At 56.5% G+C, this 22,261-nt stretch carries 22 protein-coding genes; 11 read left to right on the top strand and 11 right to left on the bottom strand.

Annotated features, from left to right (window positions below; translation table 11 throughout):
• From G6R15_RS06660 to G6R15_RS06645, 4 genes are all read left to right on the top strand, one after another.
• Positions 1-651, top strand: a complete 651-nt coding sequence (locus G6R15_RS06660) for a histidine phosphatase family protein (protein ID WP_164659004.1) — start codon at positions 1-3, stop codon at positions 649-651.
• A gap of 10 nt (positions 652-661) precedes the next feature.
• Entirely contained in the window at positions 662-1,690 is a 1,029-nt protein-coding gene (locus tag G6R15_RS06655) for a phosphotransferase (RefSeq protein WP_164659003.1), read from the top strand.
• 14 nt (positions 1,691-1,704) lie between these two features.
• Positions 1,705-2,502, top strand: a complete 798-nt coding sequence (locus G6R15_RS06650) for an IclR family transcriptional regulator (protein ID WP_164659002.1) — start codon at positions 1,705-1,707, stop codon at positions 2,500-2,502.
• Between the two features lie 99 nt (positions 2,503-2,601).
• Positions 2,602-3,843, top strand: coding sequence for a branched-chain amino acid ABC transporter substrate-binding protein (locus G6R15_RS06645; protein ID WP_164659001.1), 1,242 nt, complete (start codon positions 2,602-2,604; stop codon positions 3,841-3,843).
• Between the two features lie 39 nt (positions 3,844-3,882).
• On the opposite strand, the gene G6R15_RS06640 is transcribed toward G6R15_RS06645, so the two are convergent.
• The 3 genes from G6R15_RS06640 to G6R15_RS06630 are packed head-to-tail and all read right to left on the bottom strand — an operon-like array spanning position 3,883 to position 5,815.
• Positions 3,883-4,482, bottom strand: coding sequence for a 2-hydroxychromene-2-carboxylate isomerase (locus G6R15_RS06640; protein WP_205520473.1), 600 nt, complete (start codon positions 4,480-4,482; stop codon positions 3,883-3,885).
• A complete protein-coding gene (locus G6R15_RS06635) occupies positions 4,479-5,213 on the bottom strand; it encodes an SDR family oxidoreductase (protein WP_164658999.1) in 735 nt (244 codons plus the stop codon). Before G6R15_RS06635 ends, G6R15_RS06640 begins: the two co-directional genes overlap by 4 nt.
• A complete protein-coding gene (locus G6R15_RS06630; protein WP_164658998.1) occupies positions 5,210-5,815 on the bottom strand; it encodes a glutathione S-transferase family protein in 606 nt (201 codons plus the stop codon). The genes G6R15_RS06635 and G6R15_RS06630 overlap by 4 nt, the downstream gene beginning before the upstream one ends.
• 82 nt (positions 5,816-5,897) lie before the next feature.
• Here G6R15_RS06630 and G6R15_RS06625 point away from each other — a divergent pair, with 82 nt between their 5' ends.
• Genes G6R15_RS06625 through G6R15_RS06600 form a run of 6 tightly spaced genes read left to right on the top strand, consistent with a single transcriptional unit; the run spans position 5,898 to position 12,015 of the window.
• Entirely contained in the window at positions 5,898-6,425 is a 528-nt protein-coding gene (locus tag G6R15_RS06625; RefSeq protein ID WP_164658997.1) for a helix-turn-helix domain-containing protein, read from the top strand.
• A complete protein-coding gene (locus tag G6R15_RS06620; RefSeq protein WP_164658996.1) occupies positions 6,388-7,140 on the top strand; it encodes an enoyl-CoA hydratase/isomerase family protein in 753 nt (250 codons plus the stop codon). The genes G6R15_RS06625 and G6R15_RS06620 overlap by 38 nt, the downstream gene beginning before the upstream one ends.
• A gap of 1 nt (position 7,141) precedes the next feature.
• Positions 7,142-7,945: an enoyl-CoA hydratase gene (locus G6R15_RS06615; protein ID WP_164658995.1), complete on the top strand. Its 804-nt coding sequence runs from the start codon at positions 7,142-7,144 to the stop codon at positions 7,943-7,945.
• 50 nt (positions 7,946-7,995) lie between these two features.
• Positions 7,996-9,171 carry a serine hydrolase gene (locus G6R15_RS06610; protein ID WP_164658994.1) on the top strand — a complete coding sequence of 392 codons (1,176 nt, stop codon included), beginning with the start codon at positions 7,996-7,998 and terminating at the stop codon, positions 9,169-9,171.
• Positions 9,168-11,129 (top strand): acetoacetate--CoA ligase, encoded by a 1,962-nt coding sequence (locus G6R15_RS06605; protein WP_164658993.1) that lies wholly within the window; start codon positions 9,168-9,170, stop codon positions 11,127-11,129. Before G6R15_RS06610 ends, G6R15_RS06605 begins: the two co-directional genes overlap by 4 nt.
• Before the next feature lie 13 nt (positions 11,130-11,142).
• Positions 11,143-12,015, top strand: coding sequence for an acyl-CoA thioesterase II (locus tag G6R15_RS06600; RefSeq protein ID WP_164658992.1), 873 nt, complete (start codon positions 11,143-11,145; stop codon positions 12,013-12,015).
• 105 nt (positions 12,016-12,120) lie between these two features.
• Here the strand turns inward: G6R15_RS06600 and G6R15_RS06595 are convergent, their stop codons facing one another.
• The 3 genes from G6R15_RS06595 to G6R15_RS06585 all read right to left on the bottom strand — a co-directional run bounded on the left by G6R15_RS06595 (position 12,121) and on the right by G6R15_RS06585 (position 16,102).
• Positions 12,121-12,894: an SDR family oxidoreductase gene (locus G6R15_RS06595; RefSeq protein WP_164658991.1), complete on the bottom strand. Its 774-nt coding sequence runs from the start codon at positions 12,892-12,894 to the stop codon at positions 12,121-12,123.
• 17 nt (positions 12,895-12,911) lie between these two features.
• Complete coding sequence (locus G6R15_RS06590; RefSeq protein WP_164658990.1) at positions 12,912-14,618, bottom strand: class I adenylate-forming enzyme family protein; 1,707 nt, start codon at positions 14,616-14,618, stop codon at positions 12,912-12,914.
• Between the two features lie 254 nt (positions 14,619-14,872).
• Positions 14,873-16,102, bottom strand: coding sequence for an acyl-CoA dehydrogenase (locus G6R15_RS06585; RefSeq protein ID WP_164658989.1), 1,230 nt, complete (start codon positions 16,100-16,102; stop codon positions 14,873-14,875).
• A 95-nt stretch (positions 16,103-16,197) separates the two neighbouring features.
• On the opposite strand from G6R15_RS06585, the gene G6R15_RS06580 reads away from it, so the two are divergent.
• Positions 16,198-17,109 carry a LysR family transcriptional regulator gene (locus G6R15_RS06580; RefSeq protein WP_164658988.1) on the top strand — a complete coding sequence of 304 codons (912 nt, stop codon included), beginning with the start codon at positions 16,198-16,200 and terminating at the stop codon, positions 17,107-17,109.
• Between the two features lie 7 nt (positions 17,110-17,116).
• Here the strand turns inward: G6R15_RS06580 and phoB are convergent, their stop codons facing one another.
• Genes phoB through pstC form a run of 5 tightly spaced genes read right to left on the bottom strand, consistent with a single transcriptional unit; the run spans position 17,117 to position 22,171 of the window.
• The gene (gene phoB / locus G6R15_RS06575; protein ID WP_164658987.1) at positions 17,117-17,806 is read right to left on the bottom strand and encodes a phosphate regulon transcriptional regulator PhoB; all 690 of its coding nucleotides are present in this window, start codon (positions 17,804-17,806) and stop codon (positions 17,117-17,119) included.
• 5 nt (positions 17,807-17,811) lie between these two features.
• Positions 17,812-18,525: a phosphate signaling complex protein PhoU gene (phoU, locus tag G6R15_RS06570; protein WP_164658986.1), complete on the bottom strand. Its 714-nt coding sequence runs from the start codon at positions 18,523-18,525 to the stop codon at positions 17,812-17,814.
• Positions 18,526-18,535: 10 nt separating this feature from the next.
• Entirely contained in the window at positions 18,536-19,333 is a 798-nt protein-coding gene (gene pstB, locus G6R15_RS06565) for a phosphate ABC transporter ATP-binding protein PstB (RefSeq protein WP_164658985.1), read from the bottom strand.
• Between the two features lie 13 nt (positions 19,334-19,346).
• Complete coding sequence (pstA, locus tag G6R15_RS06560; protein ID WP_164658984.1) at positions 19,347-20,702, bottom strand: phosphate ABC transporter permease PstA; 1,356 nt, start codon at positions 20,700-20,702, stop codon at positions 19,347-19,349.
• Positions 20,699-22,171 carry a phosphate ABC transporter permease subunit PstC gene (gene pstC / locus G6R15_RS06555; protein WP_164658983.1) on the bottom strand — a complete coding sequence of 491 codons (1,473 nt, stop codon included), beginning with the start codon at positions 22,169-22,171 and terminating at the stop codon, positions 20,699-20,701. Before pstC ends, pstA begins: the two co-directional genes overlap by 4 nt.
• Positions 22,172-22,261 lie beyond the last annotated feature (90 nt).

The following is a 22,261-nucleotide window of genomic DNA, read 5'->3' as shown; positions in this document are numbered from 1 at the left end:
ATGCCAGAGTTGATGGTCGTCCGCCATGCGCAAGCCTCGTTCGGGGCGGACAATTATGACCAACTCAGTGAGCTTGGTCATCGTCAGTCTGCACTGGCGGGGGCGGCTCTTCGCGAGATGGGTTGGGTGCCTGACCGGATCGTTACGGGCACTTTGACTCGGCAAAAGGAAACGCTGTGTTCGATGGGGTTTAATGCCGCGCCCGAGGAGCACGCAGGTTGGAACGAATATGATTTCCACGACCTGCTGCGCGCCCGGTTTGGCGGTACGATCCCCGATCTGGTACAGCACGACCGCAAAACCCATTTCCGCACTTTGCGTGAGACTTTGCGTGAATGGCAGAACGGTGGGTTGCAGGGAGCGGCGGAAAGCTGGGTTGATTTCAAAACCCGCATTTTGGCCGCGCAGACCTTTTCAACAGAAACAAACGTGCAAAAGGTGCTGGTGGTCAGTTCGGGTGGGACCATCGGGCAGCTGGTGGCAAGCGCAATGAGCGCACCGCCTGAGCAGATGATCGCGCTGAATTTGCAAGTCAAGAACACCTCGATGACGCGGTTCATCTTTTCCCCGCGCGCTTTCTTTTTGCATGAATTCAACGCGACGCCGCATTTTGCACCCACGGCGCGCGCAGATATGCTGACCTACAGCTAAGGAACAGATCATGACCAACACCGCTCAATCGCTCGATCTGGATGTTGTGGACGCCTACCTGCGCGACAACTTGCCGGGTTACGAGGGCCCGCTGGAGTCCGACAAGTTTGAAACCGGGCAGTCAAACCCGACATTCCTGTTGAAAACACCGAACCAGAACTATGTCCTGCGGCGCAAACCGCCGGGAGTTTTGCTGAAGTCAGCCCACGCGGTGGATCGCGAATTCCGTGTGCAAAGCGCGTTGGCGAACACGGATGTGCCCGTGGCCAAGATGCATCTGCTGTGCGAAGACGACGACGTGATCGGCTCGGCGTTCTATGTCATGGAGCATCTGGACGGGCGCAACTTTGCCCAACCAACGATGGAGGGCGAAAACAACGTGGTTCGCTCTGCCGTTATCGACGAAATGAACCGCGTACTGGCCGCCTTGCATTCGGTCGATATCGACGCGGTTGGGCTGGCGGACTACGGCCCGCCGGGCAACTACTATGAGCGTCAGATCGGGAGATGGACCAAACAGTACCGCGCGTCCGAGACGGACAGCATCCCGAAAATGGATGAGCTAATCGGCGCGTTGCAAGCCAGCATCCCCGAGGATGACGGGCAGCGAACCCTGGTGCATGGCGATTACCGCATCGACAACATGATGTTCGAAAAGGGCGGTACCCGGTGTCTTGGCGTGTTGGACTGGGAGCTTTCAACCATCGGCCACCCCTATGCCGATCTGGCTGCGGTGATCATGCAATGGCAGATGCCGCCGGGCAAAGAAGGGCGCGGGATGGCCGGACTTGATCGCGCCGTGCTTGGGTTGCCGACTGATCAGGAATTCATTGCCAAATATTGCGACCGTCGCGGGTTGAGTGGCATCGACAATTTCGGCTTCTACCTGTCGTTCAACTTTTTCCGCATGGCCTCGATCATTCAGGGCGTTTACAAGCGGGCGCTAGATGGCAATGCGTCGAATCCAGACCGCGCGATGCGGTTGGGCAGTTTTGTCAAGGTGTTTGCAGAACACGGGCTGACTGCCCTGAAATCCTGAAACGGGGGTCGGCGATGGTGCAAGCAGAGTTCGGCACAGGCCCCGAAGAGGGCAAGGACAGGAATTTTGTCACTGCCCTGGCGCGGGGGCTGGATGTTTTGCGCTGTTTTCGGCCCGGCGAGGTGAGCCTGAGCAATCTGGACCTTTCCGAGCGCACCGGCCTGCCGAAACCTACGATCTCGCGCTTGACGCACACGCTGTGTCAGTTGGGCTATCTGGTCAATGATACGAGCACAGGCAACTATCGCCTGGGCGTTGGCGTCCTGCAGCTGGGATTTGGTGTGCTGGCGGGCATGGACATTTGCGACCGGGCAGCGGATGTGCTGCGAACGCTGCGCAATGGTCCGAATTCCTACATCACCGCCGCCTTGGCCGAGATGCACAGGGCCGAGGTGGTCTATGTGGCTGTCCACCGCTCGCGCGAGGACGTGTCGTTGGCGATGCATGTGGGCGCGCGCTTGCCGCTCTTTCGCTCGGCCATCGGTCGCGCCATTCTGGCAGGTTTGTCAGAGGACGACCGCCAGACGGCCATTGCCCACGGGGTGCAGGACGGTGCCGGGAGCGAAGCTCAACTATCTCAGGCGGCACGCGCTGCGGGTGAAGAGTTTGAGGCCAAAGGATATTGCACGGGCTTTGGTGCGTGGCGCGCTGATGTGAATGGCATAGCCGTGCCAGTTTTTTCGCTGGATGGCGCGCGTGTCTTTGGCCTGAACGTTGGTGGGCCCGCCTTTCACGTCTCTCCACAAGAGCTTGAGCGCGTATATTCCGGGCTGCTGACGGAAGCTGCTTCTTTTCTAAGCTTCAAGCCCTGAAAAACAAATCATTTTGTTGACTTTGCGTCAGACTGTGTAAGCCTGAAAAGGTCTACGGCGGATAACGCCGGGGCTTGGATTAGGGAGGAGAAATACAATATGCGCAATAAAAAACTGTTTGGTTTGACCACTGCATTGGCTCTGACATTGAGCGCCGCAGCCGGTTTGGCAGAAAATATCAAAATCGCTTTCATTGACCCGCTGTCAGGCCCGTTCGCGGCCACCGGTGAAGACGGGTTGCACCAGTATGAATTTGCGGCCGATACGCTTGTGAATAGTCAGGGCGGTGTTCTGGACGGTCAAATGTTCGAGATCGTGCCGTTTGACAACAAGATCAGCGCCAAGGAGTCGTTGATTCAGCTGCAGGTCGCAATTGATCAGGGAATCCGCTTCATCGCGCAAGGCAACTCGTCCGGCGTGGCAAACGCGCTGACGGATGCGATTAACAAGCACAACAAACGCAACCCGGATAAGCAGGTGCTGTTCCTGAACTATTCCGCCGTGGACCCGGCGCTGACCAACGAGAAATGTAACTTCTGGCATTTCCGCTTTGACGCCAACGCCGATATCAAAATGGATGCTCTGACAGACGTGATCGCGGGCAATGACGAGATCAAAAAGGTCTACATCATCGGTCAGGATTACTCGTTTGGTAAGGCCGTGGCCGCCGCTGCGGTCAGGTTCCTAGGCGAAAAGCGTCCTGACATCGAAATCGTCGGTAACGAGCTGCATCCCATCGGCAAGGTCAAGGACTTCACGCCCTATGGCCGCAAGATCATGGCAGCCGAAGCTGATGCGGTGATAACGGGAAATTGGGGCGCGGATATGCTGGGGCTGGGTAAATCGGTCCTGCAGAACGGCTTTGATGGTCCGATTTATACCTACTATGCCGCTTCGACCGGGATCACGGCAGCCTTTGGTGAGTCAGGTGTTGGTTCGCTCAAGCTGGTGGGTGAGGGGCAGTTGAACCCGCCTGTCTCCGACCGCGCGGACGCCTATGCCAAAGCGTTCAAGGAGAAGTATCCCGAGGATGACCTGGGACAGCCGCGGATTGCAAATGTGATCGAAATGCTGGCACGCGCGATCAACGATGCTGGCAGCGCCACCGATATGGTTGCTGTCGCCACTGCGTTGGAAGGGATGGAGCATGACTCGATCTGGGGCACAAAAGTTCTGATGCGTGAAGCTGATCACCAGGCGATCCAGGCGGTGCACGTGCAGGCGCACAGCCCTGATGTGTCTCATGACTTTGACAATTCGGGCTTCGGATTGTTGACCGAAAACTCGGTCGAGATGGCATCGGCTGATGCACCGACCACCTGCAAGATGAAGCGTCCCTGATGGACGACAGACCCCGCCCGGTACCGGGCGGGGTCAATTCTATGCTATCAGGGCTTCTTCGATCTCGGGCAGCGTTTCTTTTCCAAAAAACATCTCAATGCCCACAAACATCGTGGGCGAGCCAAAGACACCGCGTTGCACCGCTGCTGATGTCGCGTCGATTAGCCCCTGTTTGACCGATTGATCCTGCGTGGCCTCAATGATCTCTTTCGCTGGCAGATTGTTTTCGGTGAGCACTTCGTGGATCACAGCGGTGTCGTCCATCTTTTGCCCATGCACCCACATCGCATCAAAGATGGCAGATATGTAATTGCTTTCCCAATCTTTGCCTTGCGCAAAAATCGCACCGCGCATGGCGCCGATGGTCATCACGGGGAAATGGGGGTTCATGTGAAAGGTCAAATCGTGCCGCTTGATAAAGCGTTGGGTTTCGCGGGCATGGTATTGCAGCTTGCCCTGCACACCGCCAAAGGCTTGCATCGGGCTTTGGTTGTTCGTTGCTTTGAACACGCCGCCCAAGAGGACGGGTAGGTAGTTCACCGATGCGCCAAAGCGCGCGGCCAGATCGGGCAGCGTCTTGTGTACCAGATAGGCGTTTGGCGATCCAAAATCATAAAGAAAATCAATAACTTTTGTCACCATCTTTCTCCATATGGGCGCAGGTCCAGTTCAAAGGTCCAGGCGTCTCGGGTCTGATGTTGCAACGTCCAATAGGCCTCGGCCACGGACGTGGGATTCATCAGAGTATCTTTGGGCAGTGTATCAGGATCATGACCAGATTGCGCGATGCGGTCGCGAACGAATGCTGTGTCGACGCCCGCGTCAATCACCAGATGGGCGACATGGATGTTTTTTGGCCCCAATTCCTTGGCCATGCTTTGCGCCAAGGCACGCAAGCCGGATTTGCCAGCCGAAAAAGCCGCATAGCCGCTGTTGCCCCGCATCGAGGCTGAGGCGCCAGTGAAGAAGATGTTACCGCGCCCGCGAGGCGCCATGTAGCGCGCGGCCTCTCGACCCGACAAGAAACCCGCGAAACAGGCCATTTCCCACACTTTGCGAAACACCCGCGCCGTGGTGTCCAGGATCGGAAAGCGTACATTGCCGCCAACGTTGTAGATCACGGTCTCAATCGGGCCGACTTCTTCTTCGACCTGTTTGAAGATTGCCATGACACTGTCTTCGTCGCGAGCATCCAGGGTATAGCCGATGGCGGCGCCGCCTTCGGCTTCGATCTCGGCCACCAGCGGGGCCAGCTTGTCACCATTGCGGCGACCCATGCAGACGGTGAAACCACCGCTGGCAAAGCGCTTAGCGATGGCGGCGCCGATGTAGTCCCCGGCACCGATGATAAGAACAACGGGTCCGCTCATAGCGACCACGCCCTTTGTAGCGCAGGCCGCGCCATCAGTCGGTCAGCATAGGGTTGCAGGTTCGGCTTGTCCGAGAAGTCAGCCCCCAACCGGCCGGACATGATAATCGAATGGCCTGTCATGATGTCAGCTGCGGTAAATTCTCCAGCCAGAAACTCACGGCCCTCAAGGTGGTTGTTCACAACCATCAGCATCTGGTTCAGCAATTTGGTCGCGCGCTTCACATTTAACTCGGTGCGCCGTTCGGGCGGCAACAGGATGGTTTCAACGACGATGGAATTGATCGGCGGCATAAGCATGCCTTCGCAATAATGCAACCATTGCAAATAGTTGGCGAACTCTTGTGTGCCAACCCCTGGCTGCAGGCGTCCCTTGCCATAAAGGGTCAACACGTATTGCACGATGGCACCCGATTCAAAGATGGTCACGCCCTTGTCCTCTAGCGCCGGCACACGGCCCATGGGATGTACTTTAAGGTAGTCGGGTTCGCGCATGGCCCGATCGCCAAGTGTGAACTTCTCGATCTCATAGTCCAGCCCCAGTTCTTCGAGCAACCATGCGATGCGTACGGCGCGGGTGTTCTGAGCGTAATAGAGTTTCATCAAACCTCCCAAAATTGACCGGAAATTGACAGGCAGCCCGGTCTATGGGAAAGGTGACTACAAAAAGTGAAGGGTGTCAACGATGAGCCGAAATGACCTTGCGGATACGCTTTGTCCGGTGTCCCGTGCGATTGAACGGGTGGGTGATCCGTGGGTTCTGATGATCCTGCGTGAGATGTTCATGGGACGTCGCCGGTTCGAGGACATGCAGCGCCTGACAGGTGCGTCGCCCCACGTCTTGAGCCAACGCCTAAAACGCTTGTGCGCCGATGGTATCCTGGAAAAACGCGCCTACAGCCATCGCCCTGTACGTTACGAATATCACCTAACCGAAAAAGGACGTGATCTATGGCCGGTCATTATCATGCTCAAATCCTGGAGCGACAAGTGGCTGGGAACCCAAGGCATGGTCGAGTTACTGCATAATACATGTGGAAAACGAATGGTACCCAAGGTCACTTGCCCGGAATGTACGGAAACCCTCGACGCGCGACAGATCTCGGTTGATATTGACCCGGCGTTATTGGCCGAAAATCGGGCTCGTCGCGCAAAGGACGTGCAAGGAGACGGACATGAGCGCAACAAACCATTTGATCAGAACGAACCATGACGACGGGGTCATTGAAATAGGCTTGAATCGTGCGCCGGTCAACGCACTCAGTCCTGATTTTCTGTTTGACTTCAAAGATCTGCTGGACGAGCTTTCCGTAGATCCAGAGGTTCGTGCTATTGTGTTGACCAGTTCCTTCAAAGTGTATTCAGCTGGACTGGACCTGAAAGAGGCACAAGAATTCAACCTGGATCAGCAATACGCCATTGTTGAGGGATTGAACGTCGGATTTCTGAGCCTTTTTGCAAACCCCAAGCCGGTGGTTTGTTCGGTTGATGGGGCCGCCATTGCCGGCGGCTTGTTCTTTGTTCTGGGTAGTGACGTTCGCGTGGCTGGCCCCCGAACAAAGCTTGGGTTGGCTGAAGTCCGCGTTGGTGCTGACTTTCCGATCGGCCCCCTTGAGATAGCGCGCGCGACGCTTGGACCTGACGCCTTGCGACGGTTGATGTTGACCGGCCTGCCTTTGGACGCCGTCGATGCACATCGCTATGGCATTCTGGACATCTTAACCGAAGACAGCTCGCGTGATCGGGCCATGGTCGAGGCGCGAGCCCTGGCACAGTTGCCGCCACAAACCTATGCCTCGATCAAACAACAGATCCGGGGCGACACCATCCAGATCATTGAACAGGCGATACGTGACGGCGCAAACAGGTCTGATACGGGCTGGTTCAGCGATGAGACGAAACCGGCCATGCAACGGATGATTGGGTGACATGACCCATTCTTTGATTCAGATCGAACGTACCGGCGCCGTCGCTGTTGTAACGTTGAACCGTCCCGACGCTCTCAACGCAATGTCTCACACCTTGGTTGAAGAATTGACATTCGCGATCAAGGGGTTGTCCGAAGAAGTGGAAATTCGCGCAATTGTCCTGACAGGCAGCGGTCGCGCCTTCAGTGTCGGAGTCGATCTAAAAGAGATGTCCCAGGTTGACGGTGCCATCAACCAATTCGAATGGCATGGTCCGAACAGTCTGTTTGCTGTGGCCAAAGCGTGCACGAAACCGATTATTTCAGCCGTAAACGGATACGCCATAACCGGGGGCCTGGAGCTGGCGTTGCTCGGTGATTTCCTGATCGCCTCTGAAACGGCTGTTTTCGCCGATACCCATGCCCGCGTTGGCATCACGCCAAGTTGGGGAATGACACAGATTTTACCGCGTTTGATCGGGGTCAACCGCGCACGCCAGATGAGTCTTACGGGTGAATTTGTAAGCGCAGAAAAAGCGTTGCAGTGGGGTCTTGTGAATGAAGTGGTCGCAGGTGATGAACTGATCACCAGGGCCATAGAACTGGGCGAGTACATCGCGACGACTGACCCGATCACGATGGGGCGTATTCGCAAGCTCATCGAAGACGGGACTGACCTGTCGCTAAGCGGCGCGATGGCGCGCGAGGCCCAGGTTTTTGATCAACATATTGCTCAGGTGTCTGCTGCCGACGTGGCCGCTGGCCGGGATCGGGCGACGACACGTGGTCGGCAAATGGCGGACACAAACCGAGAGGACAAATTTTGAAGTTACATTTTGGATTTGACCAGGGCCGCTTGAGCCGCATTGGATCATGGATGGATCGCTATGTAGGTGATCGGAAATATGCAGGATGCTCCGCACTAATCAAGCGAGGTGGGGAAGAGGTGTATTTCAATGCGGTTGGCCAGAGAAGTGTCGAAAAAGATCTGCCTTTCGAACGGGATACCGTGGCGCGCGTCTATTCCATGACCAAGCCAATCACCTCGGTCGCAATCATGATGCTGGCGGAGCGGGGTTTGTTTCACCTGGACGCGCCTGTTTCGAATTTCATACCTTCTTTCAATGACATGCAGGCCCTTGTTCCGGGGGCTGAGCACATTGATCAGGTCGAACCCAGCCACGCACCAACACTACACCAGCTTTTGACGCATACCAGCGGGCTCAGCTATCCGTTCAATCCCGGTGTTCTGCCAAAGGCGATGGAAGAACAGGACCTGCTGTTCAAACCAAACCAGGGTGCTTTGGCTGATATGGCAGATCATGTCGCCGCCTTGCCGCTGGCCTTTCAGCCGGGTGCGCGATGGGAGTATTCGGTGAGCAATGATATCCTGGGCCGCGTGGTCGAGGTTGTATCGGGCAAGTCCTTGGCGGCTTTTTTTGCGGAAGAAATATTTTCACCACTCGACATGGACGAAACCGCTTTTTCCGTTGCGGCGGAACAGGTTGATCTCTTTGCTTCGCTCTATACACCACTTGCAGGTGACGCCATGGCCCTGAACGAAGCCAGCTCCGGTGGCGACAGCTTGCGCTTGGTGGACGAGGCCGGAGAGTCTCCGTTTCAGGTTGCCGATATGCATTCAGGCGGCGGCGGCTTGGTCGGGACCATTGATGACTATATGAAGTTTGTTGAAATGCTGCGTCGCGGTGGAACATGCGAAGGTGGGCGATTGCTAGGCCCCGAAACGCTCAACTTCATGATGCGCAATCATCTGCCTGGCGACATCGCCTCGATGGGACCGCAGAGCTTTGCCGAGCAACCGATGGAAGGCATGGGTTTTGGCCTGGGCGGCGCGGTTGTTCTAGACCCGGCCCGCGCCCGCTGCGCCGGCCATGTGGGCGATTTTAGCTGGGGCGGTATGGCGTCGACTTTTTTCTGGATGGATCCGGTGGCCGATCTGTCGGTCGTCTTTTTCACACAGTTGTCACCGTCAAGCTCGTACTCCTCTCGCGCGGAACTCAAGGCCTTGGTGCACGGAGCACTGATTGCATGACGGACACCCGAGAGATCCTGTGGACCCCGACCAGGGAACGGTCCGAGCAAAGCCGTATGGCCGATTTCACGGCATGGGTGGAGCGCCGTACAGGTCGCAGCTTTGTCGACTACAATGATCTGTGGGATTGGAGCGTGTCAGACCTTGATGCATTCTGGTTGGCGATCTGGGATTATTTCGACATCCGATCGGACGTGGCCCCGACGACTGTTCTGGCAGAACGCAAAATGCCAGGCGCAGTGTGGTGCCCGGGAACTCAGGTGAATTTCGCCGATCAGATGTTGCGCCACGCTGACACCAAGCCAGACGCGACGGCCCTGATCGTACAGTCTGAGACCTTTGGTCGATGTGAATTGACCTGGGCAGAGTTGGCGGTCCAAGTTGCAAGCGTTGCCGCCAACTTGCGGGCGCATGGTGTAGTTAAAGGCGACCGTGTGGTGGCGATCCTGCCCAACACAGAAGTGTCGATCATCGCCTGCCTTGCCACCGCTAGCCTCGGTGCCATCTGGTCGCTGTGCGCGCCGGACATGGGGCATGTGGCGATCCTTGACCGATTTCAGCAGATCGAGCCCAAGGTTCTGATCGCGCAAGACGGCTATATTCACGCTGGCGTGACGCACGACAAGCAGGGTATCCTGACCGAGATCCGGCGGGGCCTTCCGACGGTCGAGACCACGATTATTGTGCCCGTTGTCGGAGAACCCACGGACGGTGCACTGGCATGGGCGGACCAGACAAAGACGCGCGCCGAATTGGCCATTGAAATGGTAGATTTCGATCATCCGATCTGGGTGGTCTATTCATCGGGCACCACCGGGAACCCTAAACCCATCGTTCATGGGCACGGGGGCATCCTGCTAGAAGGTGCCAAACAATCGTTGCATCAGGACATTGAGTCTGATGACCGGTTTTGCTGGCTCACAAGTTCCGGCTGGGTGATGTGGAATGCACAGTTTGTGGCCTTAGGGCAGGGGGCGTGCGTGCTGGCCTATGACGGTGCGCCCAATCACCCGGATATGCTCGCCGTGTGGCGGTCGGTCGCTGATGAACGGATCTCTTACCTTGGTGTCGGCGCGGCCTATGTCACGGTCTGTGCGAAATCCGGCATCCGCCCGCGCGATGAGCTGGAACTGACCACGCTTGTGTCCGTTGGGACAACCGGTTCGCCGCTCACTTCGGACGGATACGCCTGGATCTATGATGCTGTTGGAGCTGACATCTGGTTGGCGCCCATATCTGGGGGTACCGATTTTTGCGGGGCATTTGTTGGCGGCAACCCAATGCTTCCAGTTCGTGCCGGAGAGATGCAGTGCCGGTTGCTCGGCAACGCCGTGCGCAGCTATGACCCGTTCGGCAAAGAGCTGTTTGGTGAGGTTGGTGAACTGGTGTGCACGGAACCGCTGCCGTCGATGCCATTGTATTTTTGGGGCGATCAAGATGGCGCGCGCTTGCACGACAGCTATTTCGATACCTACCCAGATATCTGGCGCCACGGTGACTGGATCGAGATTACGAAAGAAGGCGGTTCGGTCATCTATGGCCGCTCGGATGCGACCATCAATCGTAAGGGTCTACGCATGGGGTCGTCCGAGATTTATCAAGCGGTTGAAGGGCTGGCTGAGATCATGGATAGCCTTGTTGTCGACCTGGAATTTCTGGGTCGTGACAGTTTCATGCCGTTGTTTGTGGTCTTGGCCGAAGGTGTTTCGCTGACCGATGAGGTCAAGAATAGGATCAATAGCTCCATCCGCGCTTCGGTCTCGGCCCGCTTTATCCCGAACGAGATCGTGCAAATCGTTGAAGTTCCACGCACTCTTTCGGGCAAAAAGCTGGAAGTTCCGGTGAAAAAGCTGCTACTTGGCGGCGATCCGGCCAAGGTGGTCAACCGGGATTCGATGGTGAACCCCGACAGTTTTGATGTCTTCATCGACTACGCTGCAACCCGGAAGTTGAGCTGAAACGAGGCGCCCTATGACCGATGCTGAAACCAAACTATTGGACTTGCTGAATATAGAACGGCTTGAAGTCGATCTGTTTCGCGGCGTTGGGTCGGGTGGTGAAACGCCGACTCGGATCTATGGCGGGCAGGTGATTGCGCAGGCTCTGGCGGCGGCCTATCGGACCGTGCCAGATCGTCTGTGCCATTCCCTGCATGCCTATTTTATCCGTCCAGGAGATCCGTCCATTCCAGTGATCTATTCGGTAGATCGGGCGCGTGATGGCGGAAGTTTCACGACGCGCCGTGTAGTGGCAATCCAGCACGGCAAGCAAATCCTCAACCTGTCGGCGTCGTTTCATGTCGAAGATGAGGGGTGGGATTATCAACATCCCATGCCGAAGGTCGACGGACCCGAGACGCTCGAAACACGCGAGGCGCGACGAGACCGCTACATCGACCGCATCCCGGAGCAGCACATGGCCGAGTTCCTGCGCGATCGCCCCATTGAAATCCGCGAGGTCGCTCCGCGAGATCTGTTCGAGCCAGAACCCACGGATGATACCAACCACCTGTGGTTTCGCATGGCTGCAGCGGCTGCGGCTGATCCGCAAATGCAACACATCCTGATCGCTTATGCCTCAGATATGGCGTTGATGAGCTCGGCTTTTCGTCCGCATGGGTTGAGTTGGTTCAAAGGCGAGGTAAATGGTGCAAGTCTTGATCACGCCATGTGGTTCCATGCGCCGATCCAGTTCCAGGATTGGCATCTGTACTCGATGGACGCGCCGTTCTCCGGACGTGGCCGTGGTTTCAACCGAGGATCCATCTACAACCGCGACGGCACTCTGGTGGCAAGCGTTGCTCAAGAGGGCCTGATGCGCCCAAACCACAGCTTCAAGCATTAGTCCTCCCGCACCCGAGCGATCCCGACTTTGTCGGTTCCGCTAGCGGCCCAACGGGAGGAGGTGTTTCGTTCGAAACATCGACGACGGACGGGAGCGCCCCAGTCCTCAGTCCAGTTTGCCCCCAAACTGACGGTTCAACTTTCGCATGCCACCCAGCCAACGGTCGTAATCGGCTGTTTTCATACGGATGTAATCCAGAACCTGCGGATGCGGTAGCACTAGGAATGTGCCTGCACGGATTGCGTCGATACAGGCGTCGGCGACATCTTCAGGCTCCAGCAACCCGTCTAATGCTGCAACAGATTCTTCATGCCCGCGCGTCATTTCCGAACGTACGGCCTGCGGACACAAGACCGACACGCCGATACCATCATCGGCGTGGCTCATGGCCAGCCATTCGGCCAGCCCTACTGAAGCGTGTTTGGTCACGCCGTAAGGCGCGGCACCTACTTGGTTGAGCAAGCCAGCGGCAGATGCGGTGTTCAGCAGGTAGCCGCCTCCACGTTCCGCCATTCGTGGGATCACGTGTCGCGCCGCCCAAACCTGCGACATCACGTTGATGTCCCAGATCTTTTGCCAATCATCGTTGCTAGCATCTACTCCGCCCAGGGTCAGGATTCCGGCGTTCGAGCAAAAAATGTCGATCGGGCCAACTTGAGTCTCGACCTGTTCCACCAGGGATTGAATGTCTGCCTCCACACCGACATCGGTTGCGATCGCCACACCCTTGATGTCTTCAGCAACAGCTTGCGCGCCTGCGAGGTTCAAATCCGAGCAGATTACTTTCTTAGCCCCATTGGCAGCAAACCTTTGCGCCAGTGCACGACCGATGCCACTGGCTGCGCCAGTTACGACGACAATTTTGTTTTCTACTTCCATTACAGTATCTTCTCGCGTTATTTCCAGGTTTCCGGGCCGAGTTTAGCAATACAGGATCTGCGCAGCACCCGCCGGTCGATCTTGTCGGTGGCACCACGGGGCAGGGGTGAAGTTTGCACCCAGAGGTGTTCTGGAATCTTGAACTTGGCAATGCGGTCTGAAAGGAAACCAGACAGCTCTTCCTTCGTAATTGTCATTCCGGGCCGCGTTTGCACGGCGGCACCCACCACTTCTCCCAAACGTCCATGTGGAACCGCAAATGCACAGGCTTCCAGTATGGTGGGATGTTGATGCAAGTTGCCTTCGACATCCAAGCAAGCAATGTTTTCACCGCCGCGGATAATGATGTTCTTTTTCCGGTCCACGATGGTGATAATGCCATCCTCGTCAATGAACCCCAGATCGCCGGTCTTGAACCAACCGGCCTGCATAGCTTCATGTGTTTCTGACATTTTATTAATGTAGCACCGCATGTTACTGGGGCTTTTTACAGTTATTTCACCGACTTCTCCCGGTGGAACCGGCTGTCCGTCGTCATCAAGGAACGCTATCTCTTGCAAAGGCGGAAACAGGCGTCCCGCAGCGCCGGGCTGTGCAACGTAATCGTCACCCGATAGTCCGATCCCAATTGCATTAGTCTCGGTCATACCCCAACCTGTCGCAATTTCGGCATTGGGAAAAGCCTGCGCCAATTCGCCGACCTGTGCGGCAGGGCGCTTTGCACCTCCGGCTACAACTTGTGCTAGCGTTTCAAGGGGTTTTCCGGTTTTTTGCGCTGCAAGTTGGATGTCAGTGGATTGGGTTGGAACACCGACAAACCGCGTCACGCCCTCGGATTCGATGAGATCGACGGCCCTGTTCGCGTCCCATTTGTCCATTAACACAACCTTGGCTCCGGCCGACAGGCTAAGCAAGAAACCGGGATGGGTTGCAGTTACATGAAACAATGGCGTTGTGATCATCGTCACAGGGCGCGGCTTTTCGACCTCGGGGTCTTCGGGGGGATTGATCAGGGGCGCGATTGCGGCCTGGACCAACCATGTGAAAACTGCGTTCACGGCGCCGCGATGGGTCAACGCCACGCCCTTGGGATCGCTGGTCGTGCCGGATGAATACATGATCGCAAAATCACTGTCCGGATCGATTTCTACGGTCGGCCAAGCCGTGTGTGTCTCGTTCCGCATCAGGCTGGCATAGCTGGGATCAGATCGCGATTGTCCTATGCTGATCAGAGTCAGCCCAAACTCATTTTGCAAAGTGTTCAGCCGGTCCAACCGTTTGTCATCTGCGAAAATAAGTTTTGCTTCAGTATCTTGCAGCGCATATTGCAACTCTTTTGTAGTCCACCACGCGTTCAGAAACACACATGTCGCCCCGATAGAACTGATCGCCATCATCAGGATCAGAATCTCAGGGCAATTGCTCATAGCCACTGCAACTCTGTCGTGTGGCTTGATGCCAAATCGATCCTGCAAAACATGTGCCATCTTATTGATGTCATTGCAAAAAGCATCAAAAGTATAACGTTGATCTGCATAGACTAGGAATTCAGCCTGACCATGGTCTTGTGGTTCACGGCTGGCTTGCAAAAGACTGCGCAGATCCTGAGGGATGTTCCTGAAGACTCGATAGGTGACACCGTCAACTTTGGCCGTCGTGGTTTCAAAAATAGCTTCAGAGCTCAAAACCTGTACAACGGCTTCGTCGTAGGTCAGGCCCGTCATGTTCCATTCACTGATGCGGTTGACATGCGAAATTCCTCCCCAGAATTCGTGTCAGAGCTGTTGGATAACAAAGTGTTCGTTCCAAAACCGTAGACCGGAAAAGTGGATGTGCCAATATCGAGTGACGGAACGTTTCCCTTTGGTATCTTGCCGAATTTTGTGTTTAGTATTTAACATAATTCAGGTTACACGAAATAAACAAACTAAAAAAACCCGGGTACTCCCCGGGCTTTGAAGGCTTACAACCTGGAATGTCAGTAGAACGCTTGCAGTCCAGTTTGCGCGCGTCCAAGGATCAGCGCGTGTACGTCATGAGTGCCCTCATAGGTGTTTACCGTCTCTAGGTTCACCATGTGGCGGATGACTTGGAACTCCAGACTGATGCCATTGCCGCCGTGCATGTCGCGGCTGTGGCGCGCGATCTCGAGCGCCTTGCCGCAATTGTTGCGTTTCACGATTGATACCATTTCAGGTGCTGCATTGGCCTCGTCCATCAGACGACCAACCCGCAGGCTGGCCTGCAGGCCCAATGCGATTTCGGTTTGCATGTCGGCCAGCTTGCGCTGGAACAGCTGTGTCTGCGCCAACGGACGGTTGAACTGGTGACGATCAAGACCGTATTGACGTGCGCCGTGCCAGCATGCCTCGGCGGCGCCCATGACACCCCAACTGATACCATAGCGTGCACGGTTCAGACAGCCGAACGGACCTTTCAGGCCCTGCACATGCGGCAGCAACGCATCCTCACCGACCTCAACGCCGTCCATGACGATCTCGCCAGTGATCGAGGCACGCAGGCTCATCTTGTTTTCGATTTTGGGTGCGCTCAGTCCCTTGGTGCCCTTGTCCAAGACAAAGCCACGGATCTTGCCGTCATGTGCATCCGATTTGGCCCAGACCACAAAGACATCTGCGATCGGTGCGTTCGAGATCCACATCTTGGTTCCGGTCAAACGATAGCCGCCGTCGATTTTTTCGGCGCGTGTTTTCATGCCTCCGGGATCCGAGCCTGCATCGGGTTCAGTAAGGCCAAAACAGCCGATGTATTCGCCGCTGGACAGCTTTGGCAGGTATTTGTTGCGCTGTTCTTCACTGCCGTATGCATAGATCGGATACATCACCAGCGAACTTTGCACAGACATCATTGAACGGTAACCGCTGTCCACACGCTCGACTTCGCGCGCAACCAGACCATAGGCGACATAGCCAGACCCAAGGCCGCCGTATTGCTCTGGGACAGTCACACCCAGTAGGCCCATTGCACCCATTTCGCGGAAAATTTCGGGGTCAGTTTGTTCGGTTTGGAATGCGTCGGTTACGCGGGGTTGCAGCTTTTCCTGAGCATAAGCGCGGGCGCTGGCGGCGATCATACGCTCGTCTTCGTTCAACTGGTCGTTCAAGCGGAATGGGTCTTCCCAGTCGAATTTGTTCAGGTCAGGCGCATCTTTGGCGCGAAGGGTCGGTTTTGTAACGGGGGCATTCATAGCGCGTCTCCAGTAAGGAATTGCGCGCAACCTACCCTGCGAAAATCTCAAAAAATAGCGAGACTTTTGCATTGTTTCATGACAAAAACTCATACATGAGCATTTCTCACAGATTTCTTCCCTCTATTTCCTCCCTTCGCGCGCTAGAAGCGCTGGACCGTTTGGGATCGGCATCAGCGGTTGCGGATGAGATGGCGTTGACGCAAGGCGCGGTCAGTCGGCAGTTACAGGGCTTGGAGCAGCATCTGGGGGTCGACTTGATCCAGCGTGATCGCAAGCGACTGTCGATTGCGCCCGCTGCACAGGACTATGTGGCCGAAGTCCGACAGGCATTGAACCAGATTGCCCAAGCCTCCTTGCGTATGCAGGTGGCGCCGGTGGGTGGAACGCTCAACCTGGCGATCTTGCCGACGTTTGGGATGAGGTGGCTGATGCCTAGACTACCCGATTTTGCGCGTCTGCATCCCGAAATCACGATCAACATGTCCACTCGACTCGAGGCATTTAACTTTACGCAAGAACCCTTTGATGCGGCGATACATTTTGGTTTAGGAAATTGGCCGGACACGGACAATCTGCTGCTTAGGACCGAACGGGTTTTGCCAGTTTGCGCACCGTCCCTAATCCAATCCAGAGCGCCAAAATCGCCGGAGGATTTATTACGGTTGCCGCTGTTGCACATTCAGACCCGACCAAGTGCCTGGCAGGATTGGCTGGAACAGAACGGTGTGGTGCTGAATGCTCCCTTGCCCGGCACCATGTATGATCAGTTCTCAACCATCACACAGGCTGCGGTGCATGGATTGGGGGTTGCTTTGATCCCGGACTACCTGGCCGAACAAGATCTGGCGACCGGGCGACTGGTGGCGTTGCACCCTCAGGCGATTGAAACCAAAGGGGCCTATTACCTGGTCTGGCCGCGCGCGAAATCGCGCGACCCATCCTTGATGGAGTTTCGGCATTGGATGGCGTCCAAGGCGCAGCCCGAGGACGATCTGCCCCGATGAGCGCCGACTAACCCAGCGCGTAACCTGCGCCGCGCACGGTACGAACTGGGTCAGACCCACCGAATTGTGTCAATGCTTTGCGCAGCCGTCCAATGTGGACATCCACGGTGCGTGTGTCGACATAGATGTCCCGGCCCCAGACGCGATCCAAAAGTTGTTCGCGGCTCCAGACACGGCCCGGTTTTTCCATGAAGGTCGACAGCAACCGAAATTCGGTTGGGCCCAGCTTCAATGGCTTCTCGTCTCGGCTGACCTTGTGGGTTTCAGCATCCAGAATAATGTCGTCGAATTCTAGCCGGATACCAACCGTTGCTGGGCGCACGCGGCGCAACTGTGTGCGAACACGCGCCATCAATTCGACCACCGAATAGGGTTTGACAACATAGTCATCGGCCCCTGTTTCCAGACCGCGTACCTTGTCGACTTCTTCAGATCGGGCCGAAAGCATGATGATCGGGATCGAGCGTGTTTCGGGCCGGGTTTTCAGCCGCCGACAGACTTCGATACCGCTCAGGTTTGGCATCATCCAATCCAGAACGATGATGTCCGGGTTGTCTTCGTCCACCAGTAACAAGGCTTCGTCGCCATTTTCCGCCTTGGAGACGCGAAAGCCTTCGGCTTCGAGGTTGTAGGCCAGGACTTCGCGTTGTGCGAGTTCGTCTTCGACAACCAGAACAGTGGGTTGGTCAGCAGACATGGTCCCTACCCCTTCGGCGCGATGGATGTGGTGTCAGCTTTGGGCCGTGCCTCTTCCGGGCGCGTGCCCGTCACCAGATAGACCACCTGCTCGGCGATCGAGGTGACATGATCCCCCATGCGTTCGATGTTCTTGGCGATGAAATGCAGGTGCATACACGACGTGATGTTTCGCGCATCTTCCGCCATAAAGGTCAGGAACTCGCGGAACAGTGCGTTGTACATCTGATCGACCTCATGGTCGCGGTTGACCACGTCCTGCGCCAGTTCGGCGTCGCGTTGAATATATGCGTCCAGCGCGTCTTTGAGCATCAGTTCGACCTCGCGCGCCATCCGGCGCAGGGCCGAGGCGCTGTCGTTCACCGGCGGCGATTGAACCAGAACACCAGTCCGCTTGGCGATGTTCTTGGAATAGTCACCGATACGTTCCAGGTTGCCTGAAACCTTGAGCACCGAAAGCACAAGCCGCAAGTCACTTGCCGTCGGCGAGCGCAGGGCGATCACACGCGCGGTTTCTTCGTTGATCAGATCCTCGAGCGCGTCGATGGCCTTGTCGCCTGCGCGAACCTGCTCGGCCAGCTCTTCGTCACGGGTCTCCAGCGAGCGTGCGGCGCCTATGATAGCGGCCTCGACCAGGCCTCCCATTTTCATGATATGCGCCTGAATAGCTTCCAGGTCGCGGTCGAATGCAGATGCGATATGTTGTTCGGTCGTGTTCATGAACTCGTCCTCAGCCGATCCGGCCTGTGATGTAACTTTCGGTGCGGGGGTCTTCGGGGTTGGTAAAGATTTGGCCCGTTTCGCCAAATTCAACCAGGTTGCCCAAGTGGAAAAAGGCAGTTTTTTGACTGACGCGCGCGGCTTGCTGCATCGAGTGGGTCACGATGACCACTGAATACCGCTGGCGCAGATCGTCGATCAGTTCTTCGACTTGGGCGGTCGCGATTGGGTCCAGAGCCGAACACGGCTCATCCATCAGCAGAACCTCGGGCTCAGTCGCGACGGCGCGCGCGATGCACAGACGTTGCTGTTGACCGCCCGACAGGCCGGTTCCGGGGGCGTCGAGACGATCTTTGACTTCGTCCCAGATTGCGCCGCGGCGCAGGGATTTCTCAACGATCTCGTCCAGCTCGGCCTTGTTCTTGGCCAGGCCGTGGATGCGCGGGCCATAGGCCACGTTGTCATAGATCGACTTGGGGAACGGGTTGGGTTTCTGGAACACCATGCCCACTTTGGCGCGCAATTGCACAGGGTCGACGCGCTTGTCATAGATGTCTTCGCCATCCAGCAGGATGTCGCCCTGCACCCGGCAGATGTCGATGGTGTCGTTCATTCGGTTCAGGCAGCGCAGGAATGTCGACTTGCCGCAGCCCGATGGGCCGATGAAGGCGGTGACAGTCTTGTCCTCGATCTCGACGTTCACGTCTTTGATCGCGTGGGTCTCGCCATAATAGACCTGAACATTTTTCGCGGCGATCTTGGTTTGGCGCGTATCCACGGTTCTCTCCACAAAAGTCATATCGTTCATTTGTCTGCCCCTCTTACCAGCGGCGTTCAAAGCGGCGGCGCAAGATTACGGCCACAGTGTTCATGGTGACAAGGAAGACCAGCAGGATGATGATACCACCCCAGGCCCGTTCATAGAAAGCGGGGTCGGCCCGCTTGGCCCATTCGTAAATCTGTGCAGGCATTGCCGAGTTCGGCGACAACAGGCCCGATGACAGGCTGTCGGGCGCGTTTGAGGCGATGAAACCCACCATTCCGATCAGCAACAGCGGCGCTGTTTCCCCCAAAGCCTGTGCCAGACCGATGATTGTACCGGTCAGAATGCCCGGCGCGGCAAGTGGCAAAACGTGATGGAACACCGATTGCATCTTGGATGCCCCGACACCCAAAGCAGCGTCGCGGATGCTGGGTGGTACCGATTTTAGCGAAGCTCGGGTCGAGATGATGATCGTGGGCAGTGTCATCAGCGTCAGCACCAGACCACCCACGAGCGGCGCAGAAGTCGGCAGATGCATATAGTTGATGAACACGGCCAGACCCAAAATACCGAACACGATCGACGGAACCGCCGCCAGGTTCGAAATGTTGACCTCAATGATGTCGGTCAACCAATTTTGCGGTGCGAACTCTTCCAGATAGATCGAGGCGGCAACACCGATTGGCAAGGCAAGGGCCAAAACTACCAGCATCATGAAAAGCGATCCCACCATCGACACACCCATACCGGCCGCTTCGGGGCGTTGGTCGGATGCGTCTGCACCCAGGATAAAGTCCAGGTTGAATGTTTTCTTGATCACACCCGCGGCCACAAGTTGATCGACGAAATCCAGCTGCGCGACCGAGATCGATTTATCCTTGGCGATACTCTCGCGGCTAACCCGCCCCTTCATGTATCCGTCGACACGGCTGTTGGTGAGGAACTTGAAGGTGACAGTTTTACCGATCATATCGGGATTGGCGATCACATATTCGCGCAGCTGTGCGGCCGCGCTCTTGGACACGATCTTGGCCTGATCCTTGGCCTTCAGATCGGTCTCTAGGCCCAGTTCTTCCAACTTGGTGGCAAAGGCGTTCTTGATCAGTGGTGCATAGCCAAAGGTTGTGACCTTCTTGATGTCGTCCAGATTACGATTGCCCTTTTTGTCCAGCTTGCTTTCCAACAGTTCGACGTCAAGCGTGATAAAGGTCTGCGTATAGGCACCCACACCCTTGCTGACGATTGTGAAAACCAACACCAAAAGCATCAACAGACCCACCGCGATAGCGGCGATACCATAGCCTTTGAAACGGGCCTCGGCGCGGTTGCGTTTGATGGTTCCAGGGCTTGGCGACAGCAGAGAACCCGCGTGTTTGCTGGGTTGTGTGTCGGGGGATTGGCTGTGATCGGTCATTCGTATTGTTCCCGATATTTGCGCACAATATAGAGCGCCAGAACGTTCAGCCCCAGGGTCAGGACAAAGAGAGTAAGACCCAGAGCGAAGGCAACAAGAGTTTCAGGGCTGGCAAAGTCGGTGTCCCCGGTCAATTGACTGACGATTCGGGTGGTGATCGTCGTCATCGATTCCAGCGGGTTGAGCGAGAATTTGGCGATGGCGCCCGCCCCCATTACAACGATCATTGTCTCACCAATGGCCCGTGAGGCTGCCAGCAAAACCGCTCCCACGATGCCCGGTAACGCGGCAGGCAAAACGACCTGGCGCACGGTTTCCGAGCGCGTTGCCCCCAGTCCCAAAGAGCCGTCGCGCATTGTCTGAGGCACCGCATTGATGATGTCATCGCTTAGCGAGCTGACAAAAGGGATCAACATGATGCCCATCACCACACCCGCCGTCAGAACCGACGTTGCACCTGCCATCCATTCAACGCCCAGCAGACCGCCTTTGGCGAACATGCCGGCCAACAGCGGGCCAACGGTCAGCAGAGCGAACAGGCCGTAAACGATGGTTGGGATACCAGCAAGAATCTCCAGCAGTGGTTTGGCAATGCTGCGGGTCGTATTTGACGCGTATTCCGACAAATAGATCGCAGCAAACAGGCCAACCGGCACGGCCACAAGGAGGGCGATGAAAGAGATGTAAAGCGTACCCCAGAGAAGCGGCAGGATCGAAAGTTCACTGTCGCCGCGAAAATTCGGAGCCCAGGTGGTGCCAAAGAAGAAGTCGACCCACTGGTGCAGGCTGAAGAAGTTCATGGTCTCGAACAGCATCGACAAAACGATGCCAACGGTGGTCAGGATCGCCAGCGACGCGGCCAGGATCAGCAGTGCCAGAACACCTTGTTCGACCACGTTGCGGGCGCGATAATCCTTGTGTGTGCGGGCGTAAGACACGGCCAGACCACCAAGCGCGAGAAGCGCCACAACGATGGTCATCACCGTGTTCCCGGTTGCCGTCATCTTGCGGTATTCCTGTGCGGCATCCAGAACCTCGGGCCGCACGTCTGACCCCAAGGCCACGCCAATCTCGCCCAAGCGGGCGCGTACATCCGTCAGTTCAGCGCGCAAGTTGGCGGCAGCGGTTTCTGTCAGCGCCCCCTGCTCGACCGCGAGGTCCAGACCGGCCGCCACCCGGCGCACGTCCGACATGACCAGATCACGGGTCGAATTCTCGGGGATCAGTTCCGCTGGGATCATATCCGAGATCTGATTTTCGATGAACATCGGCTGCGCAAAGAGCCAGACCAATAGAACAGCCAGTGCCGGCAACAATGCCGTCAGACCGACGTTCAGGCCATAATATATGGGAAGAGAGTGCAGCGCACGGGTGTCGCCACCAGCGGATTGCATAGCGCGTTGGCGTCCCAGGACAAATCCAAGGGCAGACAAGGCCAGCAACGCTATGACGAGCCAAAGGGTCGGCATCTTATACTCCAGTCGCAGATCGCGGTCGAAGAGAGGGGGTTCAAGGTGACAAAGGCCAGGGCAGTGTCAAACACTGCCCTGGCCCGGTTT

Origin of the sequence: Tropicibacter sp. Alg240-R139, from assembly GCF_900537075.1 — a bacterium.
GTDB lineage: Bacteria > Pseudomonadota > Alphaproteobacteria > Rhodobacterales > Rhodobacteraceae > Falsiruegeria.
The sequence above is the reverse complement of the archived record's forward strand: the minus strand, read 5'-3'. Positions and strand labels throughout refer to the sequence as shown.

Coding starts and splice junctions, on each gene's coding strand:
- G6R15_RS06615 (WP_164658995.1), top strand. CDS start 7,142: ATGACCCATTCTTTGATTCAGATCGAACGTACCGGCGCCGTCGCTGTT.
- G6R15_RS06605 (WP_164658993.1), top strand. CDS start 9,168: ATGACGGACACCCGAGAGATCCTGTGGACCCCGACCAGGGAACGGTCC.
- G6R15_RS06600 (WP_164658992.1), top strand. CDS start 11,143: ATGACCGATGCTGAAACCAAACTATTGGACTTGCTGAATATAGAACGG.
- G6R15_RS06595 (WP_164658991.1), bottom strand. CDS start 12,894: ATGGAAGTAGAAAACAAAATTGTCGTCGTAACTGGCGCAGCCAGTGGC.
- G6R15_RS06580 (WP_164658988.1), top strand. CDS start 16,198: ATGAGCATTTCTCACAGATTTCTTCCCTCTATTTCCTCCCTTCGCGCG.
- G6R15_RS06635 (WP_164658999.1), bottom strand. CDS start 5,213: ATGAGCGGACCCGTTGTTCTTATCATCGGTGCCGGGGACTACATCGGC.
- pstB (WP_164658985.1), bottom strand. CDS start 19,333: ATGAACGATATGACTTTTGTGGAGAGAACCGTGGATACGCGCCAAACC.
- G6R15_RS06590 (WP_164658990.1), bottom strand. CDS start 14,618: ATGACGGGCCTGACCTACGACGAAGCCGTTGTACAGGTTTTGAGCTCT.
- G6R15_RS06655 (WP_164659003.1), top strand. CDS start 662: ATGACCAACACCGCTCAATCGCTCGATCTGGATGTTGTGGACGCCTAC.
- pstA (WP_164658984.1), bottom strand. CDS start 20,702: ATGACCGATCACAGCCAATCCCCCGACACACAACCCAGCAAACACGCG.
- pstC (WP_164658983.1), bottom strand. CDS start 22,171: ATGCCGACCCTTTGGCTCGTCATAGCGTTGCTGGCCTTGTCTGCCCTT.
- G6R15_RS06620 (WP_164658996.1), top strand. CDS start 6,388: ATGAGCGCAACAAACCATTTGATCAGAACGAACCATGACGACGGGGTC.
- phoU (WP_164658986.1), bottom strand. CDS start 18,525: ATGAACACGACCGAACAACATATCGCATCTGCATTCGACCGCGACCTG.
- phoB (WP_164658987.1), bottom strand. CDS start 17,806: ATGTCTGCTGACCAACCCACTGTTCTGGTTGTCGAAGACGAACTCGCA.
- G6R15_RS06645 (WP_164659001.1), top strand. CDS start 2,602: ATGCGCAATAAAAAACTGTTTGGTTTGACCACTGCATTGGCTCTGACA.
- G6R15_RS06650 (WP_164659002.1), top strand. CDS start 1,705: ATGGTGCAAGCAGAGTTCGGCACAGGCCCCGAAGAGGGCAAGGACAGG.
- G6R15_RS06625 (WP_164658997.1), top strand. CDS start 5,898: ATGAGCCGAAATGACCTTGCGGATACGCTTTGTCCGGTGTCCCGTGCG.
- G6R15_RS06630 (WP_164658998.1), bottom strand. CDS start 5,815: ATGAAACTCTATTACGCTCAGAACACCCGCGCCGTACGCATCGCATGG.
- G6R15_RS06660 (WP_164659004.1), top strand. CDS start 1: ATGCCAGAGTTGATGGTCGTCCGCCATGCGCAAGCCTCGTTCGGGGCG.
- G6R15_RS06585 (WP_164658989.1), bottom strand. CDS start 16,102: ATGAATGCCCCCGTTACAAAACCGACCCTTCGCGCCAAAGATGCGCCT.
- G6R15_RS06610 (WP_164658994.1), top strand. CDS start 7,996: ATGGATCGCTATGTAGGTGATCGGAAATATGCAGGATGCTCCGCACTA.